Source organism: Paenisporosarcina sp. P4_D4 (assembly GCF_056401835.1).
The window spans coordinates 17,828-41,964 of record NZ_JBFUIO010000018.1 but is presented as its reverse complement, the minus strand read 5'-3'; the positions used below and the strand labels follow the sequence as shown (position 1 = coordinate 41,964).

The window sequence follows — 24,137 nt, the reverse complement described above, 5'->3', positions numbered from 1 at the left end:
GTCTTAGAGAAAATGGATTTAAGGGGTGTACAGTATTCGATTGCTTAGGAGCTGGACAAAAGGTTTCTCAAGATACTTTCAATGGAATAGACTGGCGAGAAAATCCTGAAGTTGGCGAGAAAATGTTTCGTGTATTTCCAATTATGGAGCAACTGTACGAAATGATTGCGTATATTGCAGAATCATTATCCTACAAGGTTTCACATCCGTTAACAGTTAAATTGAATTTACAATTAGTTCAATTAGAGAGTTTAACGCGGCTTGATGCTGATGCATTATTATTATTAGATATAAATACTTATCGACTGCCTGTAAATGAATTACTTTTAGAATCTAGTAAGTATATTAGAAATGAATTAATATTAAAGTTTTTCGGTGCTAAGAATACGCGAAAACATGACTTTAGAGGAATCGATTGGATTGGGAAAAAGTTAAAAGGAAAAGATTTAAGAGCGACTGATTTGAGGGGAGCATATTTAATTGCAGCAGATATGCAAAATACGGATTTAAGAGGTGTCGATTTCATTGGTGCTGATTTACGGGATGCAGATTTAAGTGGTGCGAATCTTTCAACAAGTATGTTTCTAACGCAAATGCAAATTAACTCTGCTAAAGGTGACAAAGAAACAATTTTACCTTCATACTTGAAACGCCCATCTCATTGGACTGACTAGGCGTAGCAAACCAATAGACATGTTCTCAAATCCAAAAGAAGAACGGACAAGACAATTCCTGAACTTGCTTCAATAGATTGATCCCAACGAAAAAAGACATCCAATTAGACAATTAAATTGGATGTCTTTTTAATTGCATCATGAATGAGAGTTAGTATTGCATCTGCTAATTTTGCTCCATTAGATTATTTAATAAAGATAAGATGGGTTGTGGTTCCAACACACATCATCTCCTGAACTTAATGTTCATTTCGTGTGACAAACTATTATTCATGTTAAGAAAAGCGTATGTATTGTAGAGAATATGCGAATGCTTTAAGTTGAAATATTTGAATTTTTAAATCCTTTTTCTTTAAACTTACTCAAAGGAGGAGTATTCAACATGACCAAATTTCGAATAGAGCATGATTCCATTGGGGAAATTCAAGTACCCGTTGATAAAATGTGGGGTGCACAGACGCAACGCAGCAAAGAGAATTTTGCGATTGGCACCGAATTGATGCCCATTGAATTAATTCATGCATTTGCCGTATTGAAGAAAGCAGCTGCAAAAGTGAATTTTGATTTAGGCACCTTGAGTGAAGGGAAGATGCAAGCGATTTCTCGTGCAGCTTCAGAGATACGGGAAGGTAAGTGGGATGAACATTTTCCATTAGTCGTTTGGCAGACTGGGAGCGGTACACAATCGAATATGAATGTGAATGAAGTGATTGCCCATCGAGGGAATCAGTTGTTGAAAGAAACCGGGAGTGAAGAAATACTCCATCCAAATGATGATGTGAACAAATCGCAAAGCTCGAATGACACCTTCCCGACAGCTATGCATATTGCGGCAGTGGAAGTACTGCAGACCATGTTATTACCAGAACTAGCTCGTTTAAAACAAACCTTCGAAAAACAAGAAAATGAATTTAAAGATATTATTAAAATCGGCAGAACGCATTTGCAAGATGCCACACCATTAACCTTAGGTCAGGAAATCAGTGGGTGGAAACACATGGTCGTTAAAAGCGAAGAGATGATTCGTGAAAGCATTGTTCATGTGGGTGAGCTTGCCATAGGAGGGACAGCCGTCGGAACTGGCATCAATGCACATGCGGAATTCGGTGAACGTGTGGCGACTGAAGTGAGCGGGGAGACTGGTTTGAATTTTGTGTCGTCAGCGAATAAATTCCACGCCTTGACCAGTCATGATCAACTTGTGTATGCGCATGGCGCACTTAAGGCACTGGCTGCAGATTTAATGAAGATTGCGAATGACGTTCGCTGGTTAGCAAGTGGACCTCGTAGCGGAATCGGTGAAATTACCATTCCTGCTAACGAACCGGGAAGTTCGATTATGCCTGGTAAAGTGAACCCGACACAAAGTGAAGCGCTAACGATGGTTACTACACAAGTAATGGGTAATGATGCGACAATTGGTTTCGCAGCAAGCCAAGGTAACTTTGAGTTGAATGTTTTTAAACCCGTCATTTTCTATAACTTTATGCAATCCGTGAGATTGCTTAGTGACAGTGTGAGAAGCTTCCATGACCATTGCGTAGTTGGCATTCATCCAAATGTGGAACAGCTTTCCCATCATGTTAGCAATTCGTTGATGTTGGTCACTGCTCTTAATCCGCATATTGGCTATGAAAATGCAGCGAAAATTGCCAAGCAGGCACATGAATCTGGCAGTACGCTGAAAGAAGCCGCGCTTCAAAGTGGACTACTGACGGAAGAAGAGTTCGATCGAATTGTAGACCCTTCGAAAATGATTCGATAAGTAAGATAGAATCCCGTACATCAGCGAATTAGGAGTAGTTCTTGGTCTAGGATTCGCTTCAATGTTTGAGTCATTTAATCGATAAGAAACACAAAAAAGACTGAGCCCGAAGGGGGACAGTCTTTTCAGACTGTAGACAAACAAAAAAATGAGTGGATGTAACTGTATACTATTGAAAAAGAGCCTATGCGTGAAAATGTTGATTTCCATTGCGGCGGACGCGTTTCGCGGGCACGGCTTCAGCCTCCTCGTCACTACGTTCCTGCGGGGTCTTCAGCTCGTGCTGTTCCCGCTGAAAAGATTGGGACCAAAGGCAATTTGGTCCTAATCTTTGCGACGAGTAACCGCAGGAGCAGTTGTTTTCCGCCGCCTCCACTCCAATCAAAAGAAATTGCTTCTGTAAGCGTGTCTCTGCAAAATATTTAAGTTGGAAGGTGGTTGGCTATTTCTGAAGACTCCTGCGGAAAARCGAAACAAGCTAGACCCCACAGGCTCAGCTGTCATAGACAGCTGAGTCGAGGAGGCTAGCGTTTCGTCCGCGGAAAGCGAAAGAAATAGCCGACCACAATCTTTTTCGATAGAGTGCAAAAAATAAGATTTTTTTTTCGTCGTGGAAATATGTCGAGATAAGGTTTAGTTTGAAAATAAAGAGCTTTAGTTGGAAAAAGAGGGAGGTTAGTTGGACTAGTGAAATATCAGGTGATTTCTTGCATCTCTTTCACTTTTTAAGCTTATTAGCCTCTTCAGACACCATAAATGCGAGATCATCGTTCCCGAACATTTGAAGAATCTCAATAAGTGTGCCTGAATCAATGTCTAAATCTATTGGCTCGTTGTTTTCGATGATTGATTTCAAAGTTTCATTGGCACCTTGGGTAGGGTATGCTTTTTGATATAAAGATAAAGGGTCAATATCATAGTTTTGACACCATTGCACAAATAGTTGAATCATCACATGTTCGTCTTCTTGATATTTTTGGATGATGTAGTCGGTCATTGTTTTTTGGTCCATCATTTCAAATCTCCTTTAAGAAAGATAATACTAATCTTATTAATTGTGTCTACATCGTACCATGCGGTATTGGGGCAAGCACGTAAACAATGAATATAGCTAATTCAGGCATGAATTTTAAAGAGTTCAACTCAAAAGAAAGCGGTGATCAACTAATGGAACCAATCATAATAGATTCAATGGTATTCTCACCTAAAGTCTTGGAGCATCATGACTTGCCAAACATGTTGGAGCTACAGCAACTTGCAAAAAAACATATGGCTTCTACAGATACGCTACAACCATTATCTCGATCTGAATTTGAATTTATTTTGAACGGTAACGGGTTAATAGTTGGGTTGTTTGAAGGACAAAAACTGGTTGCATTCCGCGCGTTGCTGATGCCATTCATTGATGGAGATCACTTAGGGTTAGATGCGGGTCTATCATTGGGGGCATTAAGTCGAGTCATTTATTTGGAACTATCCATCGTTCACCCAGACTATCGCGGAAAAGGTCTTCAGCTTCAAATGGGGAAGATTGTAATGGGCACCATCGATCGCTTTCGGTACGATTATGTTTGTTCAACAGTTGCGCCGTTTAACATTCCTAGCCTAAAGGATAAATTTGTACTGGGTCTTCACATTGTGGCCTTGAGCCAAAAATATGGTGGCAAACTTCGATATGTGTTTATGAAAACGTTCAAAGATGAGCAAAACGATGTTAAGTCCTCTGAAGAGAGGCTGATTCCGATGTCAGACACCGCCACTCAGCAACGACTTTTAAACGAAGGGTTCATTGGTGTAAGTATAAGCACGGTGACTGAGGAATGGCACGTTCAGTACCTGAAGATTGCAGGAGATAAAGACCGAAATAATGTACACTGATTAAATCAATCTAACATACCTAGACGAATGGTCCTCGTTAATGAAACTGGAAATTCTTGATATACACCATTTACATAATTCTAGTATAATTAAGGAGATACAGTAGAGAAGGAATGATTACATGAAAAGTAAAATGAATCAGTTGTTTGAGGACCAAAGGAATGTGCATGTACTGTATTCATACAATGGAATGGATAATTACCATAAACAGATTATGAATTTTATACTAGATGGTATTGCGGCAGGAGATTACATAATTATTATTGAAAATGCCCGTCTTTACCCTATTATTCACAAAGAGCTGAGCAGACAGTTAACGAAAGAACAAATGGAGTTCATACACTTTGTAAACAGCTTCGATTTTTATTTTTCTAGTGGCAGTTATCATCCTCCTGCAATCACGGATTACTTTAATAAAACAGTACAGCCCTACGTGGACAATAATATCTCATTCCGTTCGTGGGCGCATGTGGAGTGGGCAACTATGGAAGAGCCCCTACATCTCATAGAAGATTTTGAGAAAATAGTAGACGAAGCTGTAAATCAGCTGTCGTTTCCATTAATCTGTGCGTACGAAGGAAAGAGAATGCCAGACTATATAAAAAAGATTTTGATGGAAACACATCCTTATGTTCTAATGGAAGATGATTTCATCATCTCGGAACAATACCAGGCATCGAATAAGAAATAAAACACGCTTAGGAATTGCCACTAAGCGTGTTTTTAATTTGTAGAGTTTTTACTTAAACCAGCCTTTTTCTTTAAAACGTGAAATGGCCTCAATTCGATTGGTTACGTCCAGTTTGTCTAAGATTACGGAAATATAGTTTCTGACCGTACCGGTTGTAATGTATAGCTGACTCGCAATCTCTTTTGTGTTTTTACCGTCAGCTATCAATTCGAGTACTTGATGTTCCCGATCCGTTAAAGGGTTTTCGTCGCCACTATACGCAAGGTCGATGAGCTCCGGTGCGTATACGCGGCGTCCTTCCATGATACTGCGAATAGAGTTGGCCAAATCTTCACTCGGGCTGTCTTTCAAGAGATATCCCATGACATTTGCTTTTCGAGCTCTTTCAAAATAACCTGATCGGGCAAATGTTGTAAGAATGATTACTTTACAATCGTGATCTTTCAGTTCTTCAGCAGCGTCCAAACCAGTTTTCGAAGGCATTTCAATATCCATAATGCATACGTCGGGATTCAATTGGTGGACTAAAGACAATACTTCTTCCCCATTATGCGCTTTACCGACAACCTCCATATCATCCTCCAAATCGAGTAATGAACCAAGAGCTCCTAGTAACATGCGTTGATCTTCAGCAATGACAATACGAATCATGAATTTTCCTCCTCAATTGATTGTAAGATGACGTGTGGGATCCGGATATTAAGGGTCGTCCCTTCGATGCTTAATATCTCAATGATTCCGTTGACAAATTCTAGACGTTCTTTCATTCCACGCAAGCCATTGCCATCTGTAAATTGTTTATCTCCTTCAAGCCCAATGCCATTATCTTGTACTTGAAGAAACAATTCAGTCTGTGATTGTTTAATTAACACGTGACAAAACGTGGCCTGACTGTGTTTGACAACATTGGTTACCGCTTCTTTTAAACACATACTTAAAACATTTTCAACGAGTAATGGAGTATCTTTTAGCACTGAATTCCCTTTAACTCGAAAGTCGATTTCTGCAGCTTTCAAGATTTGCTGGACACGTAAAAGTTCATCCACCAGCTTGCCTGATCGCATATTTGAAACTAGTTCTCGTACTTCTTTTAACGCTATACGAGCAGTGTGATTGATATCATGAAGCTCGTTTTTAGCCCGAACGGGGTCTTTTTCGATTACTTTACTGGCTAAATCGCTTTTCAGTCCGATTAAAGAAAGCTTTTGACCCAATGTATCGTGTAAATCACGTGCAATTCGTTGGCGTTCCTGCATGACAAGCAATTGCGAAATGCGTTTGTTGGCATCCTCCAGTTGGCCTTCGAGTTTTTCTTGTTTATTGCGATTGTACGAATTGAAAGGCAATAAAATCACACCGATGACGCCGATTAGAATGAACGGAAATTGAGATACAAGTAGGTCGTACTGTGTGAAGAACCCAATGCTGACAGACACCATCGTGGTTACAAGGTGAACGACGTACATCGTGATGAATCCAGCTTTGTTGCGAATGTTACCTATAAAAAATGCCAGGAACAATGAAAAATAAAGATAACCAAATAATATAATCAACGTTATGCTGATGGCAATTTGAAAAGCAATCCACACATACATACGCCATCCTTTTGACATGAACGATCGGCGATATGTTAAAAAGAACCCTAAAACTAACAGCAGTCCAAGGAAACTTTCTGATGGTGAGTACGATTTGAATATATAAAATAACGGCAAAATACAAAAAATAATCCATATGTAAATACTGACATAAGGGTTTTTAGGGAAAATCTGATACCAACTTTGCATAAGTGCCTCCATAAATTAGGTGCTTTTGTCTTGAGTTAATTATAACAGACAGAAAAACCATTCCCTATGCGGAATGGTTTTTCATCTTACTATTTCTCTTGAATGCTTGAACGTTTTGTTTGCATTTGCAAAGAAGTTTTCGTGTCGTTCAGTAAATGTTTAATTTCATTGAAGCTTACAAACGTTTTTTTCGTTTCGTCATATAGGCGGAAGTGAATCGATTGTAAACTTGTTTTCAATGTAATGGTCGTTGCTTTATGAAGAGGTGGTGTCGATTCATGTGCTTGCTCCAACAAATAGTTAGGTACTCGTGGGCTTAAATGATGCACATGGTGGTAACCGATGTTTCCTGTTAACCATTGAAGCACTTTAGGTAATTTGTAGAACGAACTGCCATCAACTGCAGCTTTTACATAATCCCATTGTTCTTCATCTTCGAAATAAGAATCTTCAAATTGATGCTGTACGTAGAACAACCAGATTCCAAAAGAACCGGCAACAATCAAGATCGTTCCTTGAATAATTGCGAACGCTTGGATGCCTACTAACCAAATCATAAAAGCATACAAGGCAACGATTGCAACGTTGATGAAGTATGTGTTGTTGCGCTCTTTCTTGCGTGCATCTTTACGATTGAAACGATTTGATACCAAGTATAAGAAGAACGGTCCTAAACCGAACATTACTATTGGATTGCGATATAGACGATAAGCAAAACGACGACCAGGTGTTGCTTCGATATATTCATCAACCGTCATAACCCAAACATCGCCAGTTCCGCGTTTATCCAAGTTACTGCTTGTTGCATGGTGAATCGAGTGATCGCGTTTCCATTTTTCATAAGCAAACAAAGTCAAAATACCTGTAATGGTTCCCAAGATAGAATTGGCTTTCTTGCTCTTGAAGAATGAACCATGTGTACAGTCATGAAAAATGATAAAGATTCGAACGATAAAGCCTGATGCAATCACTGCCAAAGCGATTGTTAAAAAAATTGAAACATCTAAGCTCAAATATGCTAAGTACCATAAAATGAAAAACGGGGGAATCGTATTAATAATTTGCATGATACTCGCTGACGTATCAGACTTTTCAAATGGCGCCACTTGCTTACGCAACTGCATTGTTTTTTCCTTACTCATAGCGTCCTCCTGGAAAAAATGTATTTTAATTTTTCGTTAAAAACTTGTTACCTTAAGAATAGGGATTAGGAGCAGATAATAAAAGACATAAACGTCAAGTGGAAGGCATGACATCTATCATATAGGTCAGGATGATTAGAAGAGTTGTTTTTATTACTTACTATTTTTCTCAGACTAGAAGAAAAAATTGATTAAATTATAACCCTTGTATGAAAATCTAGCCTTTAAAGATACTTATTTTTGGCAGCCTAGCACTCTTCATAAAAGCAGCGAAAGTATTTTGTGCAAACTGGAATGATCTAAAAGCGTCAGGAAACATAGAGAGCATTTTGGAATTACACTTCCGTGAGCTCAATGTGCCTTGCGTATTTTGGATTTTCTCGTTAGGTGGAGTTTCAATTTAATGGTTTAAACTGCTGTTCAATAGAAAAATAATTGAAAACGGTGTTATTATGTGACATAAGAAGCAGGTTTTCTGGAATTATTGTCGAAATCTATAACCTATGTAATTCAAAAGTTGTGTAAACTATAAAGTTAGAACCTTTAATGTCTCAAATCATACAAATGGGAGATTTATCTTTATGAAAAATCAGCTCACACTTATTGTTGCTGCGAAATGGCAGCAATATTGGAATGAACGTAATATTGATGGATTGCTAAAGTTAACTGATGAACACGTTGAAGTTGTGGATGATAAAGAGTCGAATTTTGGGTTGCAATCTTTGGTGAAAAGCATTATTCGAACGGGAATGACATTAAAAACCTTAAATAGTTATGTAAAAGAAGAAAAATTGGTTTTAAAACATCGAGGTATTTGGAAAAGTGATGATGGGTTGGTTATAAAAGAAGCGATGATTTATTCGTATATCATTATGAAAAACGGTAAGGTTGCTTACCTGAAGCAATTTGAGTGTCCTGAAGATGCAGAAGCTGAAAGTGGAATTTCTATTCCAATTGAAACCAAGTCTACCTTAAGCTCGTATAACACATAAAGCAAATGACTATATTAGAAATACACTACTAATAAAATTGAGGTGAATTCATGGAGAATTTAATAGGATTGATTGCAGTCGTCATGGTATTTTCAATTCCGCTCACAGCTATTATTTTGGGACATCTACGAGGAAATCAGAAGTTGAGAGCTAAAATGCTAAAAGATGAGTTGGAACTTGAAAAGTTGAAGGGTGAAAATTTTATCGCGGAAACGGAAAAAATGCGCCTTGAATTAGAAAAGCTGAAATTGGATTTTACGAAAACAGAAGATCCGGTGCTATTAGAGCTTCAAAAAGAAAAAGTTACTATTATTTAATTAAATCAAAAAGTCGCATGGTGAGAAGACTCTACCCGCGACTTTTTGGTTTTTAATATAGTTTCCCTTGTTTGTATAAGACAGTCGATAATCGCGTTACCGAGTGAATATAACAGTTTTGACGAAGCGGGAAGGGATCGCCAAAATATTGCGGAAGAATAATATCCAACGTGTTCTTCATTTTTTCGAGTAACTGGGAGTGGACTTGCTCTTCTGTATAGAACTGGGTTTCGCGACCTTGAAGCCATTCCAGGTAAGAAACAATTACACCACCTGCATTTGCTAAAATGTCAGGAATGATAACGACTCCTTTTGCGCTTAAATAATCATCTGCTTCTTTAGTGGTGGGAGCGTTTGCGCCTTCGACAATAATACGGGCTTTAATTTCTGTCATATTTTGATCTGTCAACTGATTTTCCAAAGCTGCCAGGAACAACACATCAACGTTCATGGTTAAAATATCTTCGCGTGATTGAATTTCAGCACTTACATTTATTTCTTTCAACTGTTCTGGAGTTGTTGGTAAATCCCCGTGATTGTTTGCGGAAAAGTTCACGAGTGCAGGTATATCCAACCCATCTGCATTGAATAGAGTTACATTCCGATCGCTTACCGCAACGACTTTGTTCTGGATATGCTCACATCGGAAGGCTTCCAAGGCGGATACCGATCCTACGTTACCGAATCCTTGAACAGCTACACTCAAAGGTCGATCCACATACTCCACTGCTGTCTTGGCAAAGGGATTGGAAGATGCAGTTAATGTTTCTTCGTTTGTTTTTACATAGTCGTTCAGTAAATAACGGAAAGTGAAGTAGACGCCTTTACCGGTTGCTTCACGGCGACCTAAAGAGCCTCCGTTGATTACACTTTTTCCTGTGAAACTACCGAGGTAGGGTTGGCCAGGATTGATTTTTTTGTATTCAGCCATCATCCAGTCCATTTCACGTTCGCCTGAGCCTACATCCGGTGCTGGAATGTCTTTGTCTGGACCTAAGACGTTATTGAAATAGCGTACATACTTAATGCAAATGCGTTGCAATTCCTGTTCAGAAAATGCTTTGGGATCAATAATGATTCCGCCTTTTCCTCCTCCAAAAGGAACATTATGTAGGGAGTTTTTTAATGTCATTAAAAACGCTAGATTCACGACTTCTTCTTCATTGACGGACTCATGAAAACGAATCCCACCCTTATAAGGTCCCAGTGCATCATTATGATGGACGCGATAGGAAGGAATGCGGATTACTTCCCCTGCTTCCAAGGGAATACGTAAAAATGATTTATGTATCTGGTTCGGTGTTGAAAGGATTGCGCTGAGAGAAGTGAACGCCGTTTTGCGCATGTCTCCTTTTAATTCAGGCAGAAATGATTCATTTTCCAATAATGCATTCAATGATTGCTGAACAATCGTTCTTGTTTGTTCTTCCATTTGTGAAGCACCTCCGAATTTATTCGTCTACTTCTATTGATACCCTTATGAAGTTTGTATAAAACGGTGAAGACCCATCAGCGAACTGATGGGTCTCTTTAATTGATTAAAGCATGAGCATCCAGTTTGCGGGCATACTTAAATTAAAAATTTGGTTTGTTGTTTATCTTATATTTACGCTAACCGCAAAGACACTCTGACAGCATTCATAAATAGATAAAAATAAAGAATTTCTCTTTCGTCTAGTGAAGTCGATTCAATTTTTCTTTTTGTACGCTTAACTGATCCTGAAGTAAACTAACCGGATCTGTTTGCCCTTGGTTTTTCAGCGCATTTTCGACCGCTCRATCAGCACGCTCAATCATTTCGTGGGCTTGGTGGATAAATTGCTCAGACGGGTTCGTTAAAGCTTGTCCTACCGCCATCGCAGCATTGTCTACGGAATTGTGTAATTGCCCAATGATTGTATCTTCTTTCCAGCTCATTTGTGTATGGTCTTCCATAGAAAGTCCTCCTTATTTTTAACCAATAAATATATCCATCCGTCTTACTATGGCAATAATTGCCCAAATTATTCATTAATAAGGAAGCATATAAAAGAACGAAAAAAACGATGTAGGATGAAAGTTCATCCTGCATCGTTTCAATTCACCACAATGTTGGCTTTATAACCATTAAAGCAAGCATAAGTACCAATAATATAATATAAATCCATGTTGCTTTCCGAAGTTTGGAAATTAAAGAAAAACGATCAGCTTCAACGTCATCAAATTTCTTGAGAGTGCTTGAAAATGCACGGGCAAGAAAGAAAATGGAAACCACCATAAGTGCAATTGTCATTACAATCCATGACGTATACCATGGCCAAGGTCCAATGATAATGAGTAAAACTCCGGAGCCGACGAGGACATGCCCGGCATGCTTTATGAGTCGAACAACTGAACGAAAAATGGAGATGAGTGATTGATCAAGCTGGCGATCACTTTCTTGCATTTTCCGTAGAACAACAAACAACACAAACAAGGGACCTACTGACAAAACTGCACTTAAAACATGGATGAAGACGATGTAAATGGAAAAATCATTCATAGGTTAAGCTTTTACCGGGGAAAATTCATGAACCCATACAGTCATTGTAGGTAACCAAGGCATGCCAGGGTGGTATGACAAAATCGATTGTTTGTAGTCTTCGACCGATTGAAAACCTTCTTGACGTGCGTGTTCTTCGTTTAAGTCACCAAGTGCTTGGATGTACACATTGTTGATGATGAAGGACTGTCCGTTTAATTCCATAATCTCACCAATATCGGCATAACGACCGTTACGACGTGTTGCTGTTTTTACACCTTGCAGTACTTTTTCAATATCAGATTCCATCGTAATTAGACGTTCGATTGAACATGTTTTTGGTGGTAAATTCGTTTGCTCAGGATTTGTCATTTTAGATTCCGCCTTTTTTCATAATTTGGTTTAAATTCTTTATTGGGTATCTTGTCCAGTAAGTAACCCTTTTCTCAGTGTACACGTTAAAAGGAGTTTGGACTACGAGTTACAGTAATTAAGGAGGTTTCGATATGATTGAAAACACAAATGAAACAGTGTTGGCCATACGCGCGGTGAATCAATTGCCTGAAGTAGACATTCATAGTTTAGTGGGTGTTGAACGGTCTAGAATTGATGCAGGAGTATTGTGCGTCCATTCAAAAGCGAAAGAAGGCTATGATTCCTTAATTTTTGATCCGACTGTTTTACCCACAGGCATCGAATGTTCTGGGGATGAAATCCTGCCATTCCGCAAAGATACCTATTCAGTTTCCTATGAAAAACGTAAAAAAGGCGAGCGAGGGAAAGTTATGCACGGATAAAAGGGTAGCTGTCCACACTTTGTGTATAGATTAGGATAATGAGGGGTTATCCACAAGTGGATAAAGAAGAACTTATCTGTTTCTGTTTCGGCATCGCTGCGCTAGCTTCGAAACTTGAAAGAGCTTTGCAACGCTGAGCTGCTTCGTCGGAATGACTTCTTTTTGTAAAGGCTATGTCAAAACAGCGGAGACTCCAGCGGAAAGGCAGCTGTTTTGCAAATATAACCAGCAAGATTTAATATAGCTTTTGTGAAAAATCAACGTAACAGTTAACAGAGCTTGTTTCGTTATTTTTACAAGGATTGTGGCATACACTATTAATTGCCTTCATAATTTAATCAACATAAAGGAGAATAGACCGTTATGAGCATTGCTGTGATATACGGGAGTACCCGACAGAATGGAAATACAGAGCATTTAACCAAATTTGCAATCGACGGAATTGAAGTTGAACAAATTTATTTGCGAGATTATAAAATTGAACCAATTGACGACCGCCGCCATTCGGAAAGTGGCTTTTCAGATGTGAATGATGATTACAACGGGTTAGTGGAGCGGATGATGAAACATGATACCTTCATATTTGCGACACCGATTTATTGGTACAGTATGACTGGGACCATGAAAAACTTTATTGATAGATGGTCTCATACTATGCGGGATGAGAAGTTCCCGGGTTTTAAAAATCAGCTTGGTACGAAAAAAGCTTATGTCATTGCTGTAGGTGGCGACACCCCTCACGTAAAAGGCCTTCCTCTAATTCAACAATTCAATTATATATTTCAGTTTATGGGAATGTCTTTCGAAGGGTATGTTCTCGGAAAAGCAAGTCGTCCCGGTGATATTTCAGAAGATTTTCGTGCAATCTCCGCGGCCACAGAGCTCAATCGGAAATTAAAAAAATAATACGGAATGTATACAAAGAGAGAGTGCTGTGTATCAATGGATTACTGGGATTTTAAATGTCCTATTAAGCCAAAAGATATATGGCACTTTTTAGGTTGGCTATCGGTCTTTATTACTAGTTTCTTGAATTTTCTATCTTCGTTGCGTACGAAACCTAATTTTTATTGTATGATAAGAGGATTAAAACCTTTTGAAATGGTCATAACATAGAAATACATAAGGATCGGAACGGGAGGAATCGAGTATGAGTGAGGCAGTCTTACTGCAACGGGAAGCGATGGATGTGTTAAAACAAACAAGTCGTACATTTTTCATTCCCATTAACTTTTTGGAACCTACGTTAAGAAAAACGGTGGCGTCTGCGTATTTATGTATGCGAGCGATTGATGAAATCGAAGATCATCCATCCATGAAGGCCGAAACCAAACGTCAATTACTAACGTCGATCAGCGAAATTATGAAAACAACATTTGACCCTGAAAAATACCGAGCACTTATACGTCCTTATCAAAACTTGCTTCCTATTGTGACGCAACGCCTCGGTGACTGGATTTTATTGTGTCCGCCAGATGTGGTGGAAAAGGTAAAAGAGTCGACTGCTGTTATGGCGGAAGGTATGGCCAAATGGGTGGACAAGGACTGGCGTATCAAAACCAAAGAAGATCTTGATGATTACACGTATTATGTAGCAGGACTTGTGGGATGCATGCTGTCCGATTTGTGGAAATGGCATGATAATACAGAAACCGACCGGGAAAAAGCAATTGCTTTTGGACGAGGGTTGCAAGCTGTAAACATTCTGCGTAATCAAGATGAAGACTGGGAACGTGGAGTACGTTTCTTACCTGATGGGTGGGAGCGTGAGGATTTATTTTTATATGCAAAGCAAAACTTGGCAATGGGAAGCGATTATGTGAAAGATATTAACAATCGTGGCATTACGATGTTTTGTAAAGTGCCGCTGGCTTTGGCGAACAGTACGTTAAAAGCGATGAAAATCGGCCGAGAAAAAATTTCTCGAAAAGAAGTCGAATCGATTGTTACTGAACTAGAAAGCCAACATTACATCAAGTGAAAAGTGCCAGAAACCAATGGTGGGAAGATTTTAATGTCCCTTGTACCTATTGGAATCTGGCACTTTGTTTAGTTATCTCGCTTGTGCTGATATACCGAGCTGAGTAAGACAAAGTTGTTTAGAATAGAAAAACGAGCGGTGCCTGGCCAAGGAGTTGGCTAGATACCGCTCGTATTTATTGTTGTGCTTTTAAATAGATGGCAGCGAATAGCTTGGCAGTCATCAACATGGCTTTTTCGTCAAAATCAAACTGTTCATGGTGGTGGGGAAATACGCACGATTCGACTTGTAATTTTGCACCCACAAAGAAATAGGCTCCCGGCACAACTTGTGTGTAGTAACTGAAATCTTCTACAGGCATGACTGGCATTGTTTCAATGACTGCATCTGCTCCGTAAAGTTCATAACCTGCCTGTCGGACTGTATCCATCGCTTCGGCATGGTTCCATAATGCGTCGTAGCCATTTTCAATGGTGACAATTGCTTTTGCGCCAAGGCCCATTGCCACATTTTCAGCGATTTCGCGCACTCGACGGCTGGCCAATTTGCGCAGCTCCGGATCGAATACCCGAATGGTCCCTTCGAGGACCGCTTCACTTGGAATGACATTGTCGGCATCGCCGGCATGAAATTTCCCTATCGAAACGACTAGTTCCTTTAAAGGATCTGTATTTCGACTGACGATGGTTTGCAAGGCCACCATGATATGGCTCGCTGCCAATATGGGATCGACGCCGTTATGCGGTTCAGCTCCATGTGTTCCGAATCCGCGTACCACTATTTTAATCGTATCTTCAGAGGCTTGAAGAAAACCATTCCGTACATATACATAACCGCTTTCCATTTTGCTTTGCAAGTGGGCACCGTAAACGAGGTCAACCCCTTCAAGACAACCGTCTTCAATCATGGCTCGCGCTCCGCCCGGGGATAATTCTTCTCCGAATTGATGGATGAGCACGATATTGCCTGGCAATTCCTCTTTCACTTCCATCATTGCTTTCGCAAATCCAAGCAAAGCTGAAGTGTGCCCATCATGTCCGCATGCATGCATCACTCCGGGTACGGTCGATTTATAAGGAACTTCTTTCATATCTTGAATGGGCAATGCATCAAAGTCCGCTCGGAAGGCAATGGTCTTTCCTGGCTTACCGCCTCTGATTGTACCGACGACACCTCGTCCTCCTACTCCGCGTTTCACTTCCACTCCCATTGATTCTAACTGAGCAGCGATGAATGCTGGAGTCTCTACTTCCTGGTGGGACAGTTCGGGATGCATATGTAAATGTCGACGAACAGCGACCATTTCATCAAAGGATTGTTCCAATTTATGTAGCAATAGTTTTTCCATTGTCATTCCTCCAAGCGTGTAATCTAGATTATAAATTATTGTAACAAATCGCCAGTTAATTTTGAATGTTTATGCAATCAAGTGAAAAGGTGATCTACGGACGAGACAGTTTGCTTTTAACTCACCAATCGATTGGTTAAAATAGTTTAGTGCGTTGAAAGTCAGGACAGTAGCTTTCGCGATTTCACCACACGTACATTGCTTGTCTAGAAGACAAATTACTTCTCATATGGGAAGTGGATTTTTATACACACGATGAATAGGAGGAAATCATATTGGCTACATCTCTACAAGGTAAGAACGCCATTATTACAGGTGCAGGCCGCGGCATTGGCCGTGCCATTGCCGTTGCTTTAGCTAAAGAGGGAGTGAATGTTGGACTCCTTGCTCGATCTGAAGAACATTTACTACAAGTAGTAAAAGAAGTGGAAGGAACAGGTGTGAAAGCAGTTCTCGCAACCGCTGACGTTTCTTCAAATGACGAAGTGACACGTGCAATTGAGTCATTGACGAATCAACTGGGTACAGTCGATATATTGATTAATAATGCAGGCATTGCGAAATTCGGTAAATTTATGGAGCTTGAAATTGCTGAATGGGAAAAGATCATTCAAGTAAATTTGATGGGTGTTTATTATGTGACTCGTGCTGTTTTGCCGGGAATGATTGAGCAACAAGCGGGAGACATTATCAATATTTCCTCTTCTGCAGGGCAAAAAGGCGCACCGATTACAAGTGCATATAGCGCTTCGAAGTTTGGGGTTCTTGGGATCACTGAATCACTCGCAATGGAAGTACGTAAGCACAATATCCGTGTCACCGCGTTGACGCCAAGTACAGTAGCTACAGATTTAGCAATCGACAATGAATTGACTGATGGCAATCCGGATAAAGTGATGCAACCAGAAGATATTGCAGAATTTATCGTTGCCCAATTAAAATTAAACAAGCGAATCTTTATAAAAGAGGCGGGACTGTGGTCAACCAATCCATAGAATCTCTAAAATGATGTCAGGGGATGGGCGAATTTCGCCATCCGTCTGGCATTTTTTATTGCAATTAACGTTTATAACTGAGACCACAATTTGATGATGATAGTTGGAAAAGTGAAATATGGGTATCCTTTTATTACAGAATCTGAGAAATCATTTTTGATTCAGATTTAATCTATGAAATCACTTTAGCCCAAAGTTGCCCGCCCATTAAATTTTTTCAAAACGTGTAGAATCTCCTGTTGATTGGGTATGGATAAAGGAATATCATATAATTTAGAATTTCTTTTATTGGAGAGTGAATGTATGAATCGGATTTTTACTATTCTTGTACTGGTCGGGGTACCATTAACATTTGTGGCATCATTATTACATTGGTCGAGTATTGCCATGTTTATTATTTGTTCGGTGACTGTTATCGCGATATCTAGCTTTATGGGACGAGCGACTGAAAGTTTGGCAGTGGTCAGTGGGCCTCGAATTGGTGGGTTACTGAATGCCACGTTTGGGAATGCGGTAGAGTTGATTATTTCTATCTTTGCCCTACAAGCTGGTTTAATTGGCGTCGTATTGGCGTCTTTGACTGGTTCGGTACTCGGGAACTTATTGTTAGTTGGAGGACTTTCCTTCTTCATGGGTGGACTGAAATTTAAACGCCAGAAATTTAGCATCCATGATGCCCGTCATAATTCTGGATTACTCGTTTTCGCAGTTATTGTGGCGTTCGTTATTCCGGAAATTTTTTCTATGTCCATGAATGAATCGAAAACGTTGCAGTTAAGCGTCGGGATTTCAATTATCATGATCGTTCTGTATTTAGCTGGACTGGTTTTCAAATTGGTCACACATCGAGGTGTATATGCACACACTGAGGGTGATGGAACAACTGAAGAACATGAAGAACCTGAATGGTCGAAGAAAAAAGCTTTGACCATCTTGCTGCTATCGACACTGGCTGTTGCTTATGTGTCTGAAAATCTAGTTCATACTTTTGAAGCGGTAGGAGAGCAATTTGGATGGTCCGAACTATTCATTGGGGTAATCATCGTTGCGATTGTTGGGAATGCAGCTGAGCACTCATCTGCTATCTTAATGGCCCTGAAAAACAAAATGGACGTTGCCGTGGAAATTGCCATTGGTTCTACGTTGCAAATTGCTATGTTCGTAGCTCCTGTGCTCGTCATTATTTCTTTATTTATGCCTACAGCAATGCCGCTAGTTTTTACCATGCCGGAGCTCGTTGCCATGGCTACGGCAGTTCTCTTAACGATCAGCGTTTCCAACGACGGGGAGTCTAATTGGTTTGAAGGACTCACATTGCTTGCCGCTTATCTTATTATGGGCATTGGTTTTTATTTATTATAATATCCAAATAACCGAACGAAAAAAGCTTTTGACTTTAATCAGTCAAAAGCTTTTTTTGTACCATCATTTCCACATGGGTATTAATTTCACAAATCGATTTGAATTGCTGACCCGTATTGCGGTTAATGGATTGAAGAATATCCACTTCCAGATAGGATGTTCGTTTTGCATTTTTCCCCATCCTCATTGTAGAATCAAAAAAACTAGCTGCAATAATCCTTTGATACCTATTTAAACTATTCGCATGAGATAAAGGAAGTGGAAAATCAGTTTTATGTCCAGGTTCAGATTGGTATATATCTGTTTTCATTCCATGGCTCCTCTATGCTAATTGATGGTACATTATTTTATATACCCATTTTTCAAGGTGATAAGTCATATGCATCAAAATCTGCAACATAAAAGGAGAATATTTAAAATGAAACATAAATTATTTTACCAAGATGCTTACTGCCAAAAAGGAAAATCAATTGTAGTGAGTCAGATGAAAGACGAATCCGATAGATGGTACGTCACGTTAGAAGAAACACTCTTTTATCCAACTGGTGGAGGACAGCCCCACGACACAGGTGCCATAAATGAAGTTGAAGTCATTGATGTGGAGGAAGTTGACGGTGAAATCCGACATTACATATCAGAACCATTGCTCGAAGTGGGGGACGCGGTTGAATTTGAAATTGATTGGAACCGTCGATTTGATTTCATGCAACAGCATACGGGACAACATATATTGACAGCTGCCTTTGTTGAATTGTTTGGCATACAAACGACCAGTTTTCATTTAGGGAAAGAACTGGTTACGATTGATTTGGATGTGAAGAATGTATCAGACGAGCAATTGCTGGAAGTGGAGAAACGTGCAAATCAAATCATATTAGATAACCGGCCAATCGAAACGAAGTGGGTCACAAAAGACGAATTGTCAGATTACCCACTTCGAAAGCAAGTAACAGTTGAAGAGGACATTCGTTTGGTGATTATTGCAGATTTCGATTACAACGGTTGCGGAGGAACGCATCCATCATCCACTGCTCAAATCGGTTCGCTAAAGATTCTTGATAAGGAAATGCAAAAAGGAAATGTACGAGTGCATTTTGTTTGTGGAGGAAGAGTGCTGAATCAACTTCACCGTAAACAAAAGACTTTGCAAGAAGTGACACACCTGTTGAGCGCATCTCAAGAAGGGTTGTCACAGACAGTAAAAGTACTACTCGAGAATGGGAAGAGGAATGAGAAACTGATCGATGAATCTCGTGAGCAATTACTGAGCTATGAAGTGAAGGAGTTACTTGCGGATAATGTCAGCAACGATTCCATTGAACGTATTTTTAAACAACGCCCAATTCAGGATTTGCAAAAACTGGCTCGTCTTCTTGTAGTTGAAGTACCTGCCTTTCGGGTCATCTTTATTGCGGAAAATGAAGGTTTGCTACAGGTCGTTCTTGCCCGCGGACTTGAGAACGATACAAATATGAAGCAATTGTCTGCACAGATTTTGCCGATTATCAACGGTAAGGGTGGCGGCTCAGAAAGCTTTGCTCAAGGTGGAGGGACGACCGAGCTTACTGGACAAGAATACTTGTCGCAAATTCATCAATACCTCATATAAGTGTTGCTCAAAAACCGGATCTAATAGGAGTGACACCACTTGAAACAGCTATTGCTCACTTAAAAGGTGAAGAAGTTGAAGAATCCATTCCAGTTGAATTGGAACTGGTAAAATTAAGCTTGCTGGTTAGTGCCAGGTGCCGACATGTGGAGAGGGGCAGTGAATTTCCCGTGACATATAAGGTACCTGGCTTCTTTTGTATGTGTTTCTCCAAGTTGACTTGCTGATGAGACGTGTTTGATTGATAAATGTGTTAGTTTGAGCGATAAAACTAGATTTTGAGTGATAAATCTCCAGTTTGATCGATAAATGGTCCAATCTGAGCGATAAATCTTTACAACTATGTAACTACCATCTCTGTGTCGAGTTAACTTGTTTAATGAGACGATTAATGCAAGGCAAACAATGAGACTAGTCATTGAAAAGTAGAATGTGCGTTCGGTAGATGCTATACTTTTTTTACATAAGGCTAAAAAGAAAGGTGGGGGTTTTGTGAAACCGGTTATTGTTGCAGAAAAGCCGAGTCAGGCGAAGGCATATGCAGATGCTTTCAAAGTGAATAAGCAGGAAGGCTTTTTTGATGTACAACCATGCGAGGCTTTCCCGCAAGGCGCCTATATTACATGGGGAATCGGGCATCTGGTCGAACTGCGCGATCCAAAGTCCCATAATCCTAAATGGACGAAGTGGTCTCTTCAGACATTACCTATTTTGCCTGATGAATTTCAATTTCAAATTGCTAAAGGCAAGGCAAAACAGTTTGGAATCATTAAGAAATTGATTTATGAGACTGATACGGTAATCAATGCATGTGATGTTGATCGTGAGGGGTCCAATATTTTTTATAGTATCTTTGATTACACGCGTGCCCGCAACAAGATAATTAAACGCTTATGGATTAATTCTCTTGAAGTGGATGAAGTACGTAAAGGATTTATGCAGTTGCAGGACAACCGCAAGGATTTGCTTATGTATGAAGAAGCGAAGGCGCGTCAAATGAGTGATTGGCTTGTTGGGATGAATGGTTCTCGTCTTTACACGTTGCTCATTCAACAAAAAGGAATTCGTGAAGTGTTTTCTATAGGGCGAGTCCAATCACCTACAGTTTACCTGATTTACCAACGCGCCCTTGAAATTGAACGATTTGTTTCTGAATCCTTTTTTGAATTGGAAGGAACGTTCAAAGCTGAACATGGTTCTTATAAAGGAAAAGCGAAAGGCAAAATGAAGCGCATTGAAGAAGCTCAACATTTATTAAACAAACATCGAATAGACGGCTTGCTTCCAGGCACTGTGAAGCAACTGAAAACGGAAGATAAAAAGATTCTTCCCCCTAAACTTCATGCATTGTCCACCATTCAGGCAACAGCCAATCGCAAATGGAAATATAGTCCTGCAAGAGTGCTATCGACGATGCAGAGTCTGTACGAAAAGAAACTTGTCAGCTATCCGAGAACAGATACTCAGCACATTACACCAAATGAATTTTCGTATCTTGTTAATCAAGTTGAAGCTTACCAACAGCTTATTCAGCATCCTTTCCAAGTTGCTTCAAGGAATCCAAGTAAACGGTATGTCGACAGTTCAAAAGTGCAGGAACACTATGCAATCGTTCCAACGAAAAAAATTCCGAGCGACAAACAATTGGCTGGTTTGTCTCGTGAGGAACGAAATTTGTATGAAGAAGTGTTAAGTACCACACTCGCGATGTTCCATTCAGATTACTTATACAAAGAAACAACGGTGACAACGGATGTAAATGGCCTGGACTTTTTCTCGAGCGGCAAAACGGAAATCGATAAAGGTTGGAAAGCATTGTTTTCGAATGAAAAAGAACCGTCTTCAGCAAAAGAGCCCAATTTACCGAGGCTGTCACTGCACGAACAAGTGAAAAGTAAAGTGGCAATTAAAGAAGGTCAAACTACACCACCAAAGCCATACACGGAAGGCCAGCTCATTGCTATGATGAAAACCTGTGGGAAGTTTGTGGAAGATGCTGTGGATACTGAAATTCTTAAAGAAGTGGAAGGGCTCGGAACGGAAGCAACGCGGAGCGGAATAATTGAAACGATTAAACGACATGGGTATATTGAAGTTAAGCGAAATATCGTTTCCATTACTGAAAAAGGACGTGTCCTTTGCGAAGCGATTGAAGGAAATTTACTTGCAAGTCCCGTCATGACCGCAAAATGGGAAGCCTATTTAAAGAAAATCGGAACGGGTAATGGCTCATCCGAATTGTTTTTAGGCAGTATAGCTAAATATTTGAATCAATTGATTCATGATGTGCCGACGCAGCTGAGCGATAAGACTTTTCACATGACGACGGAAACGTTTGTCAGTAGAAAAGAAGTTGCGACTTGCCCGACCTGTAAAAAAGGAACCATTATTTCAAGGAAGAATTTTTATGGTTGCTCTGGCTATAAAGAGGGCTGTAAACAAACGTTTCCGGCCATGTTCCTAAAGAAACGGTTGTCCGTCAAACACATTGAAGATTTATGTGTGAAAGGGAAAACAGACCTAATTAAAGGGTTTGTTTCAAAAACGGGCAAAAACTTCAATGCCAAGCTGACATTCACTAATGRTCAATTAAAACTGGATTTTAACTAGGAGGATGACACAATGAACGAAAAAAATTATCAATCGTTAATCGACGATCGTATATTTATTGGTGGGGTTAACGACGTACCACACGCGATTGAAGACGAAAAAATCGACGTGGTATACGATTTGCGTGCGGAAGTTGCGGCTTCATCAAGTGAAATCAGCAAACATCAGCCAATTGTGGATGATGGGGAATTCCAAGATGAATCGATTCGGACTGGTGTCAAACAAATTGTTCAGGATTACCAGGATGGCAAGAAAATCTTCTTCCATTGCAATACCGGTCCCGGTAGAGCAGGAACTATGGCTGTGGCTACGTTGATGGAACTCCGTTTAGCTGATTCAATTGAAGAAGCTGAAGCGAAAGTGAAAATGATTCGTTCTGAAGTGAACGTAAAACCTCAATTCAAAGAGGCTTTAACTCGTATTTATGGAAAATAAATAAAATTGTCATTCCAAAGCAACCTTGAGGAGGATCAAGGTTGCTTTTTTTTATCTATATGAAGAAAGCTGTGGATACTGAAGAACGAACGAAAGGGTACAAGGAAATTGGTTTTCGTCCGTTCAACTATACTTTTTGTCCACTCACCTACCGTATTTGTTCATTCGCCTGGAGAAAGACATCAGTTCCGATGAAAGAAAGCTGTTGATATTGAAAAAAACGAAAGGTTACATTTGCTCCTAGCATATCGCAGGAAAGAATAGGGTCAAAGGTAGTTTGACCCTATTCTTTGTGACGAGTAACCGCAGGAGCAACACTTTCGAAGCTTGAGACCAACAAGTATGTGGTTTTCATACTTGTTGGCTCATTCGGATAACACAGATGACACGATAAGCTACAACTTTGTTTTTTTGATGTAAATGAAGAAAATTAATTGGAATAGTATGAGCCACTTTTAAGCAAACTAAGCAGGAGAAATCAAATAATCTCATTTGATAACAGTTAAAACTAAAATTATTATTATTTGTTCAAGTAGCGGAGTAATATCATGAACAGCAACGATTAATGGGTGAGAAATGTTGTCGTGACATGCATTCTATAGTGGTTTAAAGCCAGGAAGAGGTGAAATTTCATCCATAAAGGTGTATACTTATTATAAGAGAACTTTTAGAAGAGGTGAAGAATGGATAATAATCAAATTCCAAGTGCTGTTAACAAGGACTTTTTGACAAATGAATTAGGGTTAGTACAACATTTAAATACAACCATTTTTAAGAAACGTGACTTTTTTGTATTGTCACCGTCTGTTCAAAATAAGTCTAATGGATTTGATTTAAGAGAAGTTAGTCTAAACAAATACAACCGTGTTGCCCATAATGGGTATTTGTTAATTCGCTACAAAGAACGTTTCTTGATTGCAAAGCTTGCCAATTTCAGAAAGAAAATGATGCGTGAAGAACTGAAAGCTACGAGTACTTCAAAAACGGCTCATTGGAAATTTATTGTAAAGGAAACACCGACATTGCATGTGGTCTGCCAGACTGACAGTGATGAGACATTTCCTTTACAAGAACCGTCAAGCAACCAATTGATTAAATTCTTCCAATAAATAAATGAAAGCATGCGTACACTTAGTGCGCATGCTTTTTTGTGTTTTAAATGATCTTCTATCTTATTTTTGTAATTGAACCGATTCCCGCGCTTAAAAGTTTGAATTATGGGTATAAGTGTATGACAAACATGAAAACGGGAGTTGT

The 24,137-nt window shown here is 39.6% G+C and carries 26 protein-coding genes; 16 read left to right on the top strand and 10 right to left on the bottom strand.

Annotated elements, in window-relative coordinates; genetic code table 11:
• Positions 1-674: pentapeptide repeat-containing protein (locus AC1DSL_RS07035; RefSeq protein ID WP_477531694.1), on the top strand; the 674-nt coding region annotated here is incomplete at its 5' end.
• Between the two features lie 382 nt (positions 675-1,056).
• On the top strand, positions 1,057-2,439 hold the full coding sequence (gene fumC / locus AC1DSL_RS07030) for a class II fumarate hydratase (RefSeq protein ID WP_477531693.1): 1,383 nt from the start codon (positions 1,057-1,059) through the stop codon (positions 2,437-2,439).
• A gap of 718 nt (positions 2,440-3,157) precedes the next feature.
• Here the strand turns inward: fumC and AC1DSL_RS07025 are convergent.
• Positions 3,158-3,451, bottom strand: coding sequence for a hypothetical protein (locus AC1DSL_RS07025; RefSeq protein WP_477531697.1), 294 nt, complete (start codon positions 3,449-3,451; stop codon positions 3,158-3,160).
• Positions 3,452-3,540: 89 nt separating this feature from the next.
• On the opposite strand from AC1DSL_RS07025, the gene AC1DSL_RS07020 reads away from it, so the two are divergent.
• Both AC1DSL_RS07020 and AC1DSL_RS07015 read left to right on the top strand, forming a co-directional pair.
• Positions 3,541-4,317 (top strand): GNAT family N-acetyltransferase, encoded by a 777-nt coding sequence (locus AC1DSL_RS07020; protein WP_477531692.1) that lies wholly within the window; start codon positions 3,541-3,543, stop codon positions 4,315-4,317.
• 121 nt (positions 4,318-4,438) lie between these two features.
• Positions 4,439-5,008 (top strand): MEDS domain-containing protein, encoded by a 570-nt coding sequence (locus tag AC1DSL_RS07015; RefSeq protein WP_477531691.1) that lies wholly within the window; start codon positions 4,439-4,441, stop codon positions 5,006-5,008.
• A gap of 48 nt (positions 5,009-5,056) precedes the next feature.
• On the opposite strand, the gene AC1DSL_RS07010 is transcribed toward AC1DSL_RS07015, so the two are convergent.
• The 3 genes from AC1DSL_RS07010 to desA all read right to left on the bottom strand — a co-directional run bounded on the left by AC1DSL_RS07010 (position 5,057) and on the right by desA (position 7,934).
• On the bottom strand, positions 5,057-5,659 hold the full coding sequence (locus AC1DSL_RS07010; RefSeq protein ID WP_477531690.1) for a response regulator: 603 nt from the start codon (positions 5,657-5,659) through the stop codon (positions 5,057-5,059).
• The gene (locus AC1DSL_RS07005; protein WP_477531689.1) at positions 5,656-6,792 is read right to left on the bottom strand and encodes a sensor histidine kinase; all 1,137 of its coding nucleotides are present in this window, start codon (positions 6,790-6,792) and stop codon (positions 5,656-5,658) included. The genes AC1DSL_RS07010 and AC1DSL_RS07005 overlap by 4 nt, the downstream gene beginning before the upstream one ends.
• A gap of 89 nt (positions 6,793-6,881) precedes the next feature.
• Positions 6,882-7,934: a Delta(5) desaturase DesA gene (gene desA, locus AC1DSL_RS07000; RefSeq protein WP_477531688.1), complete on the bottom strand. Its 1,053-nt coding sequence runs from the start codon at positions 7,932-7,934 to the stop codon at positions 6,882-6,884.
• Positions 7,935-8,515: 581 nt separating this feature from the next.
• On the opposite strand from desA, the gene AC1DSL_RS06995 reads away from it, so the two are divergent.
• Both AC1DSL_RS06995 and AC1DSL_RS06990 read left to right on the top strand, forming a co-directional pair.
• Positions 8,516-8,926: a hypothetical protein gene (locus AC1DSL_RS06995; RefSeq protein WP_477531687.1), complete on the top strand. Its 411-nt coding sequence runs from the start codon at positions 8,516-8,518 to the stop codon at positions 8,924-8,926.
• A gap of 50 nt (positions 8,927-8,976) precedes the next feature.
• Positions 8,977-9,243, top strand: coding sequence for a hypothetical protein (locus AC1DSL_RS06990; RefSeq protein WP_016428520.1), 267 nt, complete (start codon positions 8,977-8,979; stop codon positions 9,241-9,243).
• Between the two features lie 52 nt (positions 9,244-9,295).
• Here the strand turns inward: AC1DSL_RS06990 and AC1DSL_RS06985 are convergent, their stop codons facing one another.
• The 4 genes from AC1DSL_RS06985 to AC1DSL_RS06970 form a co-directional block, all read right to left on the bottom strand.
• Positions 9,296-10,675, bottom strand: a complete 1,380-nt coding sequence (locus AC1DSL_RS06985) for a Glu/Leu/Phe/Val family dehydrogenase (protein ID WP_477531686.1) — start codon at positions 10,673-10,675, stop codon at positions 9,296-9,298.
• Between the two features lie 242 nt (positions 10,676-10,917).
• The gene (locus AC1DSL_RS06980) at positions 10,918-11,178 is read right to left on the bottom strand and encodes a hypothetical protein (protein ID WP_477531685.1); all 261 of its coding nucleotides are present in this window, start codon (positions 11,176-11,178) and stop codon (positions 10,918-10,920) included.
• A gap of 145 nt (positions 11,179-11,323) precedes the next feature.
• Positions 11,324-11,764 (bottom strand): DUF2269 family protein, encoded by a 441-nt coding sequence (locus AC1DSL_RS06975; protein WP_477531684.1) that lies wholly within the window; start codon positions 11,762-11,764, stop codon positions 11,324-11,326.
• A gap of 3 nt (positions 11,765-11,767) precedes the next feature.
• Positions 11,768-12,115: an ASCH domain-containing protein gene (locus AC1DSL_RS06970; protein ID WP_016428516.1), complete on the bottom strand. Its 348-nt coding sequence runs from the start codon at positions 12,113-12,115 to the stop codon at positions 11,768-11,770.
• Positions 12,116-12,249: 134 nt separating this feature from the next.
• On the opposite strand from AC1DSL_RS06970, the gene AC1DSL_RS06965 reads away from it, so the two are divergent.
• The 3 genes from AC1DSL_RS06965 (at position 12,250) to AC1DSL_RS06955 (ending at position 14,521) form a co-directional block, all read left to right on the top strand.
• A complete protein-coding gene (locus AC1DSL_RS06965) occupies positions 12,250-12,540 on the top strand; it encodes a hypothetical protein (protein WP_477531683.1) in 291 nt (96 codons plus the stop codon).
• Between the two features lie 363 nt (positions 12,541-12,903).
• A complete protein-coding gene (locus AC1DSL_RS06960) occupies positions 12,904-13,446 on the top strand; it encodes a flavodoxin family protein (protein ID WP_477531682.1) in 543 nt (180 codons plus the stop codon).
• A 244-nt stretch (positions 13,447-13,690) separates the two neighbouring features.
• A complete protein-coding gene (locus AC1DSL_RS06955; RefSeq protein WP_016428513.1) occupies positions 13,691-14,521 on the top strand; it encodes a squalene/phytoene synthase family protein in 831 nt (276 codons plus the stop codon).
• Positions 14,522-14,696: 175 nt separating this feature from the next.
• Here AC1DSL_RS06955 and AC1DSL_RS06950 read toward each other — a convergent pair whose 3' ends face one another.
• A complete protein-coding gene (locus tag AC1DSL_RS06950; RefSeq protein ID WP_477531681.1) occupies positions 14,697-15,869 on the bottom strand; it encodes a M20 metallopeptidase family protein in 1,173 nt (390 codons plus the stop codon).
• A gap of 275 nt (positions 15,870-16,144) precedes the next feature.
• On the opposite strand from AC1DSL_RS06950, the gene AC1DSL_RS06945 reads away from it, so the two are divergent.
• Together AC1DSL_RS06945 and cax are read left to right on the top strand one after the other, a co-directional pair.
• The gene (locus AC1DSL_RS06945; protein ID WP_477531680.1) at positions 16,145-16,864 is read left to right on the top strand and encodes a 3-ketoacyl-ACP reductase; all 720 of its coding nucleotides are present in this window, start codon (positions 16,145-16,147) and stop codon (positions 16,862-16,864) included.
• A 303-nt stretch (positions 16,865-17,167) separates the two neighbouring features.
• Positions 17,168-18,226, top strand: a complete 1,059-nt coding sequence (cax, locus tag AC1DSL_RS06940; RefSeq protein ID WP_016428510.1) for a calcium/proton exchanger — start codon at positions 17,168-17,170, stop codon at positions 18,224-18,226.
• 34 nt (positions 18,227-18,260) lie between these two features.
• Here the strand turns inward: cax and AC1DSL_RS06935 are convergent, their stop codons facing one another.
• Positions 18,261-18,536 (bottom strand): hypothetical protein, encoded by a 276-nt coding sequence (locus tag AC1DSL_RS06935; protein WP_477531679.1) that lies wholly within the window; start codon positions 18,534-18,536, stop codon positions 18,261-18,263.
• A 69-nt stretch (positions 18,537-18,605) separates the two neighbouring features.
• Between AC1DSL_RS06935 and AC1DSL_RS06930 the strand changes: the two genes are divergently transcribed.
• From AC1DSL_RS06930 to AC1DSL_RS06910, 5 genes are all read left to right on the top strand, one after another.
• Positions 18,606-19,835, top strand: coding sequence for an alanyl-tRNA editing protein (locus AC1DSL_RS06930; RefSeq protein WP_477531678.1), 1,230 nt, complete (start codon positions 18,606-18,608; stop codon positions 19,833-19,835).
• 492 nt (positions 19,836-20,327) lie between these two features.
• Positions 20,328-22,445, top strand: coding sequence for a type IA DNA topoisomerase (locus AC1DSL_RS06925; protein ID WP_477531677.1), 2,118 nt, complete (start codon positions 20,328-20,330; stop codon positions 22,443-22,445).
• Positions 22,446-22,457: 12 nt separating this feature from the next.
• Positions 22,458-22,880, top strand: a complete 423-nt coding sequence (locus AC1DSL_RS06920) for a protein-tyrosine phosphatase family protein (RefSeq protein ID WP_477531676.1) — start codon at positions 22,458-22,460, stop codon at positions 22,878-22,880.
• Between the two features lie 41 nt (positions 22,881-22,921).
• Positions 22,922-23,089 carry a hypothetical protein gene (locus AC1DSL_RS06915; protein ID WP_477531675.1) on the top strand — a complete coding sequence of 56 codons (168 nt, stop codon included), beginning with the start codon at positions 22,922-22,924 and terminating at the stop codon, positions 23,087-23,089.
• Between the two features lie 474 nt (positions 23,090-23,563).
• Complete coding sequence (locus AC1DSL_RS06910; RefSeq protein ID WP_016428505.1) at positions 23,564-23,989, top strand: hypothetical protein; 426 nt, start codon at positions 23,564-23,566, stop codon at positions 23,987-23,989.
• The last annotated feature ends 148 nt before the right edge of the window (positions 23,990-24,137 follow it).

Excerpts from the sequence above, each read along its gene's own strand:
- fumC (WP_477531693.1), top strand. The coding sequence starts at position 1,057 with ATGACCAAATTTCGAATAGAGCATGATTCCATTGGGGAAATTCAAGTA.
- AC1DSL_RS07025 (WP_477531697.1), bottom strand. The coding sequence starts at position 3,451 with ATGGACCAAAAAACAATGACCGACTACATCATCCAAAAATATCAAGAA.
- AC1DSL_RS07020 (WP_477531692.1), top strand. The coding sequence starts at position 3,541 with ATGAATATAGCTAATTCAGGCATGAATTTTAAAGAGTTCAACTCAAAA.
- AC1DSL_RS07015 (WP_477531691.1), top strand. The coding sequence starts at position 4,439 with ATGAAAAGTAAAATGAATCAGTTGTTTGAGGACCAAAGGAATGTGCAT.
- AC1DSL_RS07010 (WP_477531690.1), bottom strand. The coding sequence starts at position 5,659 with ATGATTCGTATTGTCATTGCTGAAGATCAACGCATGTTACTAGGAGCT.
- AC1DSL_RS07005 (WP_477531689.1), bottom strand. The coding sequence starts at position 6,792 with ATGCAAAGTTGGTATCAGATTTTCCCTAAAAACCCTTATGTCAGTATT.
- desA (WP_477531688.1), bottom strand. The coding sequence starts at position 7,934 with ATGAGTAAGGAAAAAACAATGCAGTTGCGTAAGCAAGTGGCGCCATTT.
- AC1DSL_RS06995 (WP_477531687.1), top strand. The coding sequence starts at position 8,516 with ATGAAAAATCAGCTCACACTTATTGTTGCTGCGAAATGGCAGCAATAT.
- AC1DSL_RS06990 (WP_016428520.1), top strand. The coding sequence starts at position 8,977 with ATGGAGAATTTAATAGGATTGATTGCAGTCGTCATGGTATTTTCAATT.
- AC1DSL_RS06985 (WP_477531686.1), bottom strand. The coding sequence starts at position 10,675 with ATGGAAGAACAAACAAGAACGATTGTTCAGCAATCATTGAATGCATTA.
- AC1DSL_RS06975 (WP_477531684.1), bottom strand. The coding sequence starts at position 11,764 with ATGAATGATTTTTCCATTTACATCGTCTTCATCCATGTTTTAAGTGCA.
- AC1DSL_RS06970 (WP_016428516.1), bottom strand. The coding sequence starts at position 12,115 with ATGACAAATCCTGAGCAAACGAATTTACCACCAAAAACATGTTCAATC.
- AC1DSL_RS06965 (WP_477531683.1), top strand. The coding sequence starts at position 12,250 with ATGATTGAAAACACAAATGAAACAGTGTTGGCCATACGCGCGGTGAAT.
- AC1DSL_RS06960 (WP_477531682.1), top strand. The coding sequence starts at position 12,904 with ATGAGCATTGCTGTGATATACGGGAGTACCCGACAGAATGGAAATACA.
- AC1DSL_RS06955 (WP_016428513.1), top strand. The coding sequence starts at position 13,691 with ATGAGTGAGGCAGTCTTACTGCAACGGGAAGCGATGGATGTGTTAAAA.
- AC1DSL_RS06950 (WP_477531681.1), bottom strand. The coding sequence starts at position 15,869 with ATGGAAAAACTATTGCTACATAAATTGGAACAATCCTTTGATGAAATG.
- cax (WP_016428510.1), top strand. The coding sequence starts at position 17,168 with ATGAATCGGATTTTTACTATTCTTGTACTGGTCGGGGTACCATTAACA.
- AC1DSL_RS06935 (WP_477531679.1), bottom strand. The coding sequence starts at position 18,536 with ATGAAAACAGATATATACCAATCTGAACCTGGACATAAAACTGATTTT.
- AC1DSL_RS06930 (WP_477531678.1), top strand. The coding sequence starts at position 18,606 with ATGCATCAAAATCTGCAACATAAAAGGAGAATATTTAAAATGAAACAT.
- AC1DSL_RS06920 (WP_477531676.1), top strand. The coding sequence starts at position 22,458 with ATGAACGAAAAAAATTATCAATCGTTAATCGACGATCGTATATTTATT.
- AC1DSL_RS06910 (WP_016428505.1), top strand. The coding sequence starts at position 23,564 with ATGGATAATAATCAAATTCCAAGTGCTGTTAACAAGGACTTTTTGACA.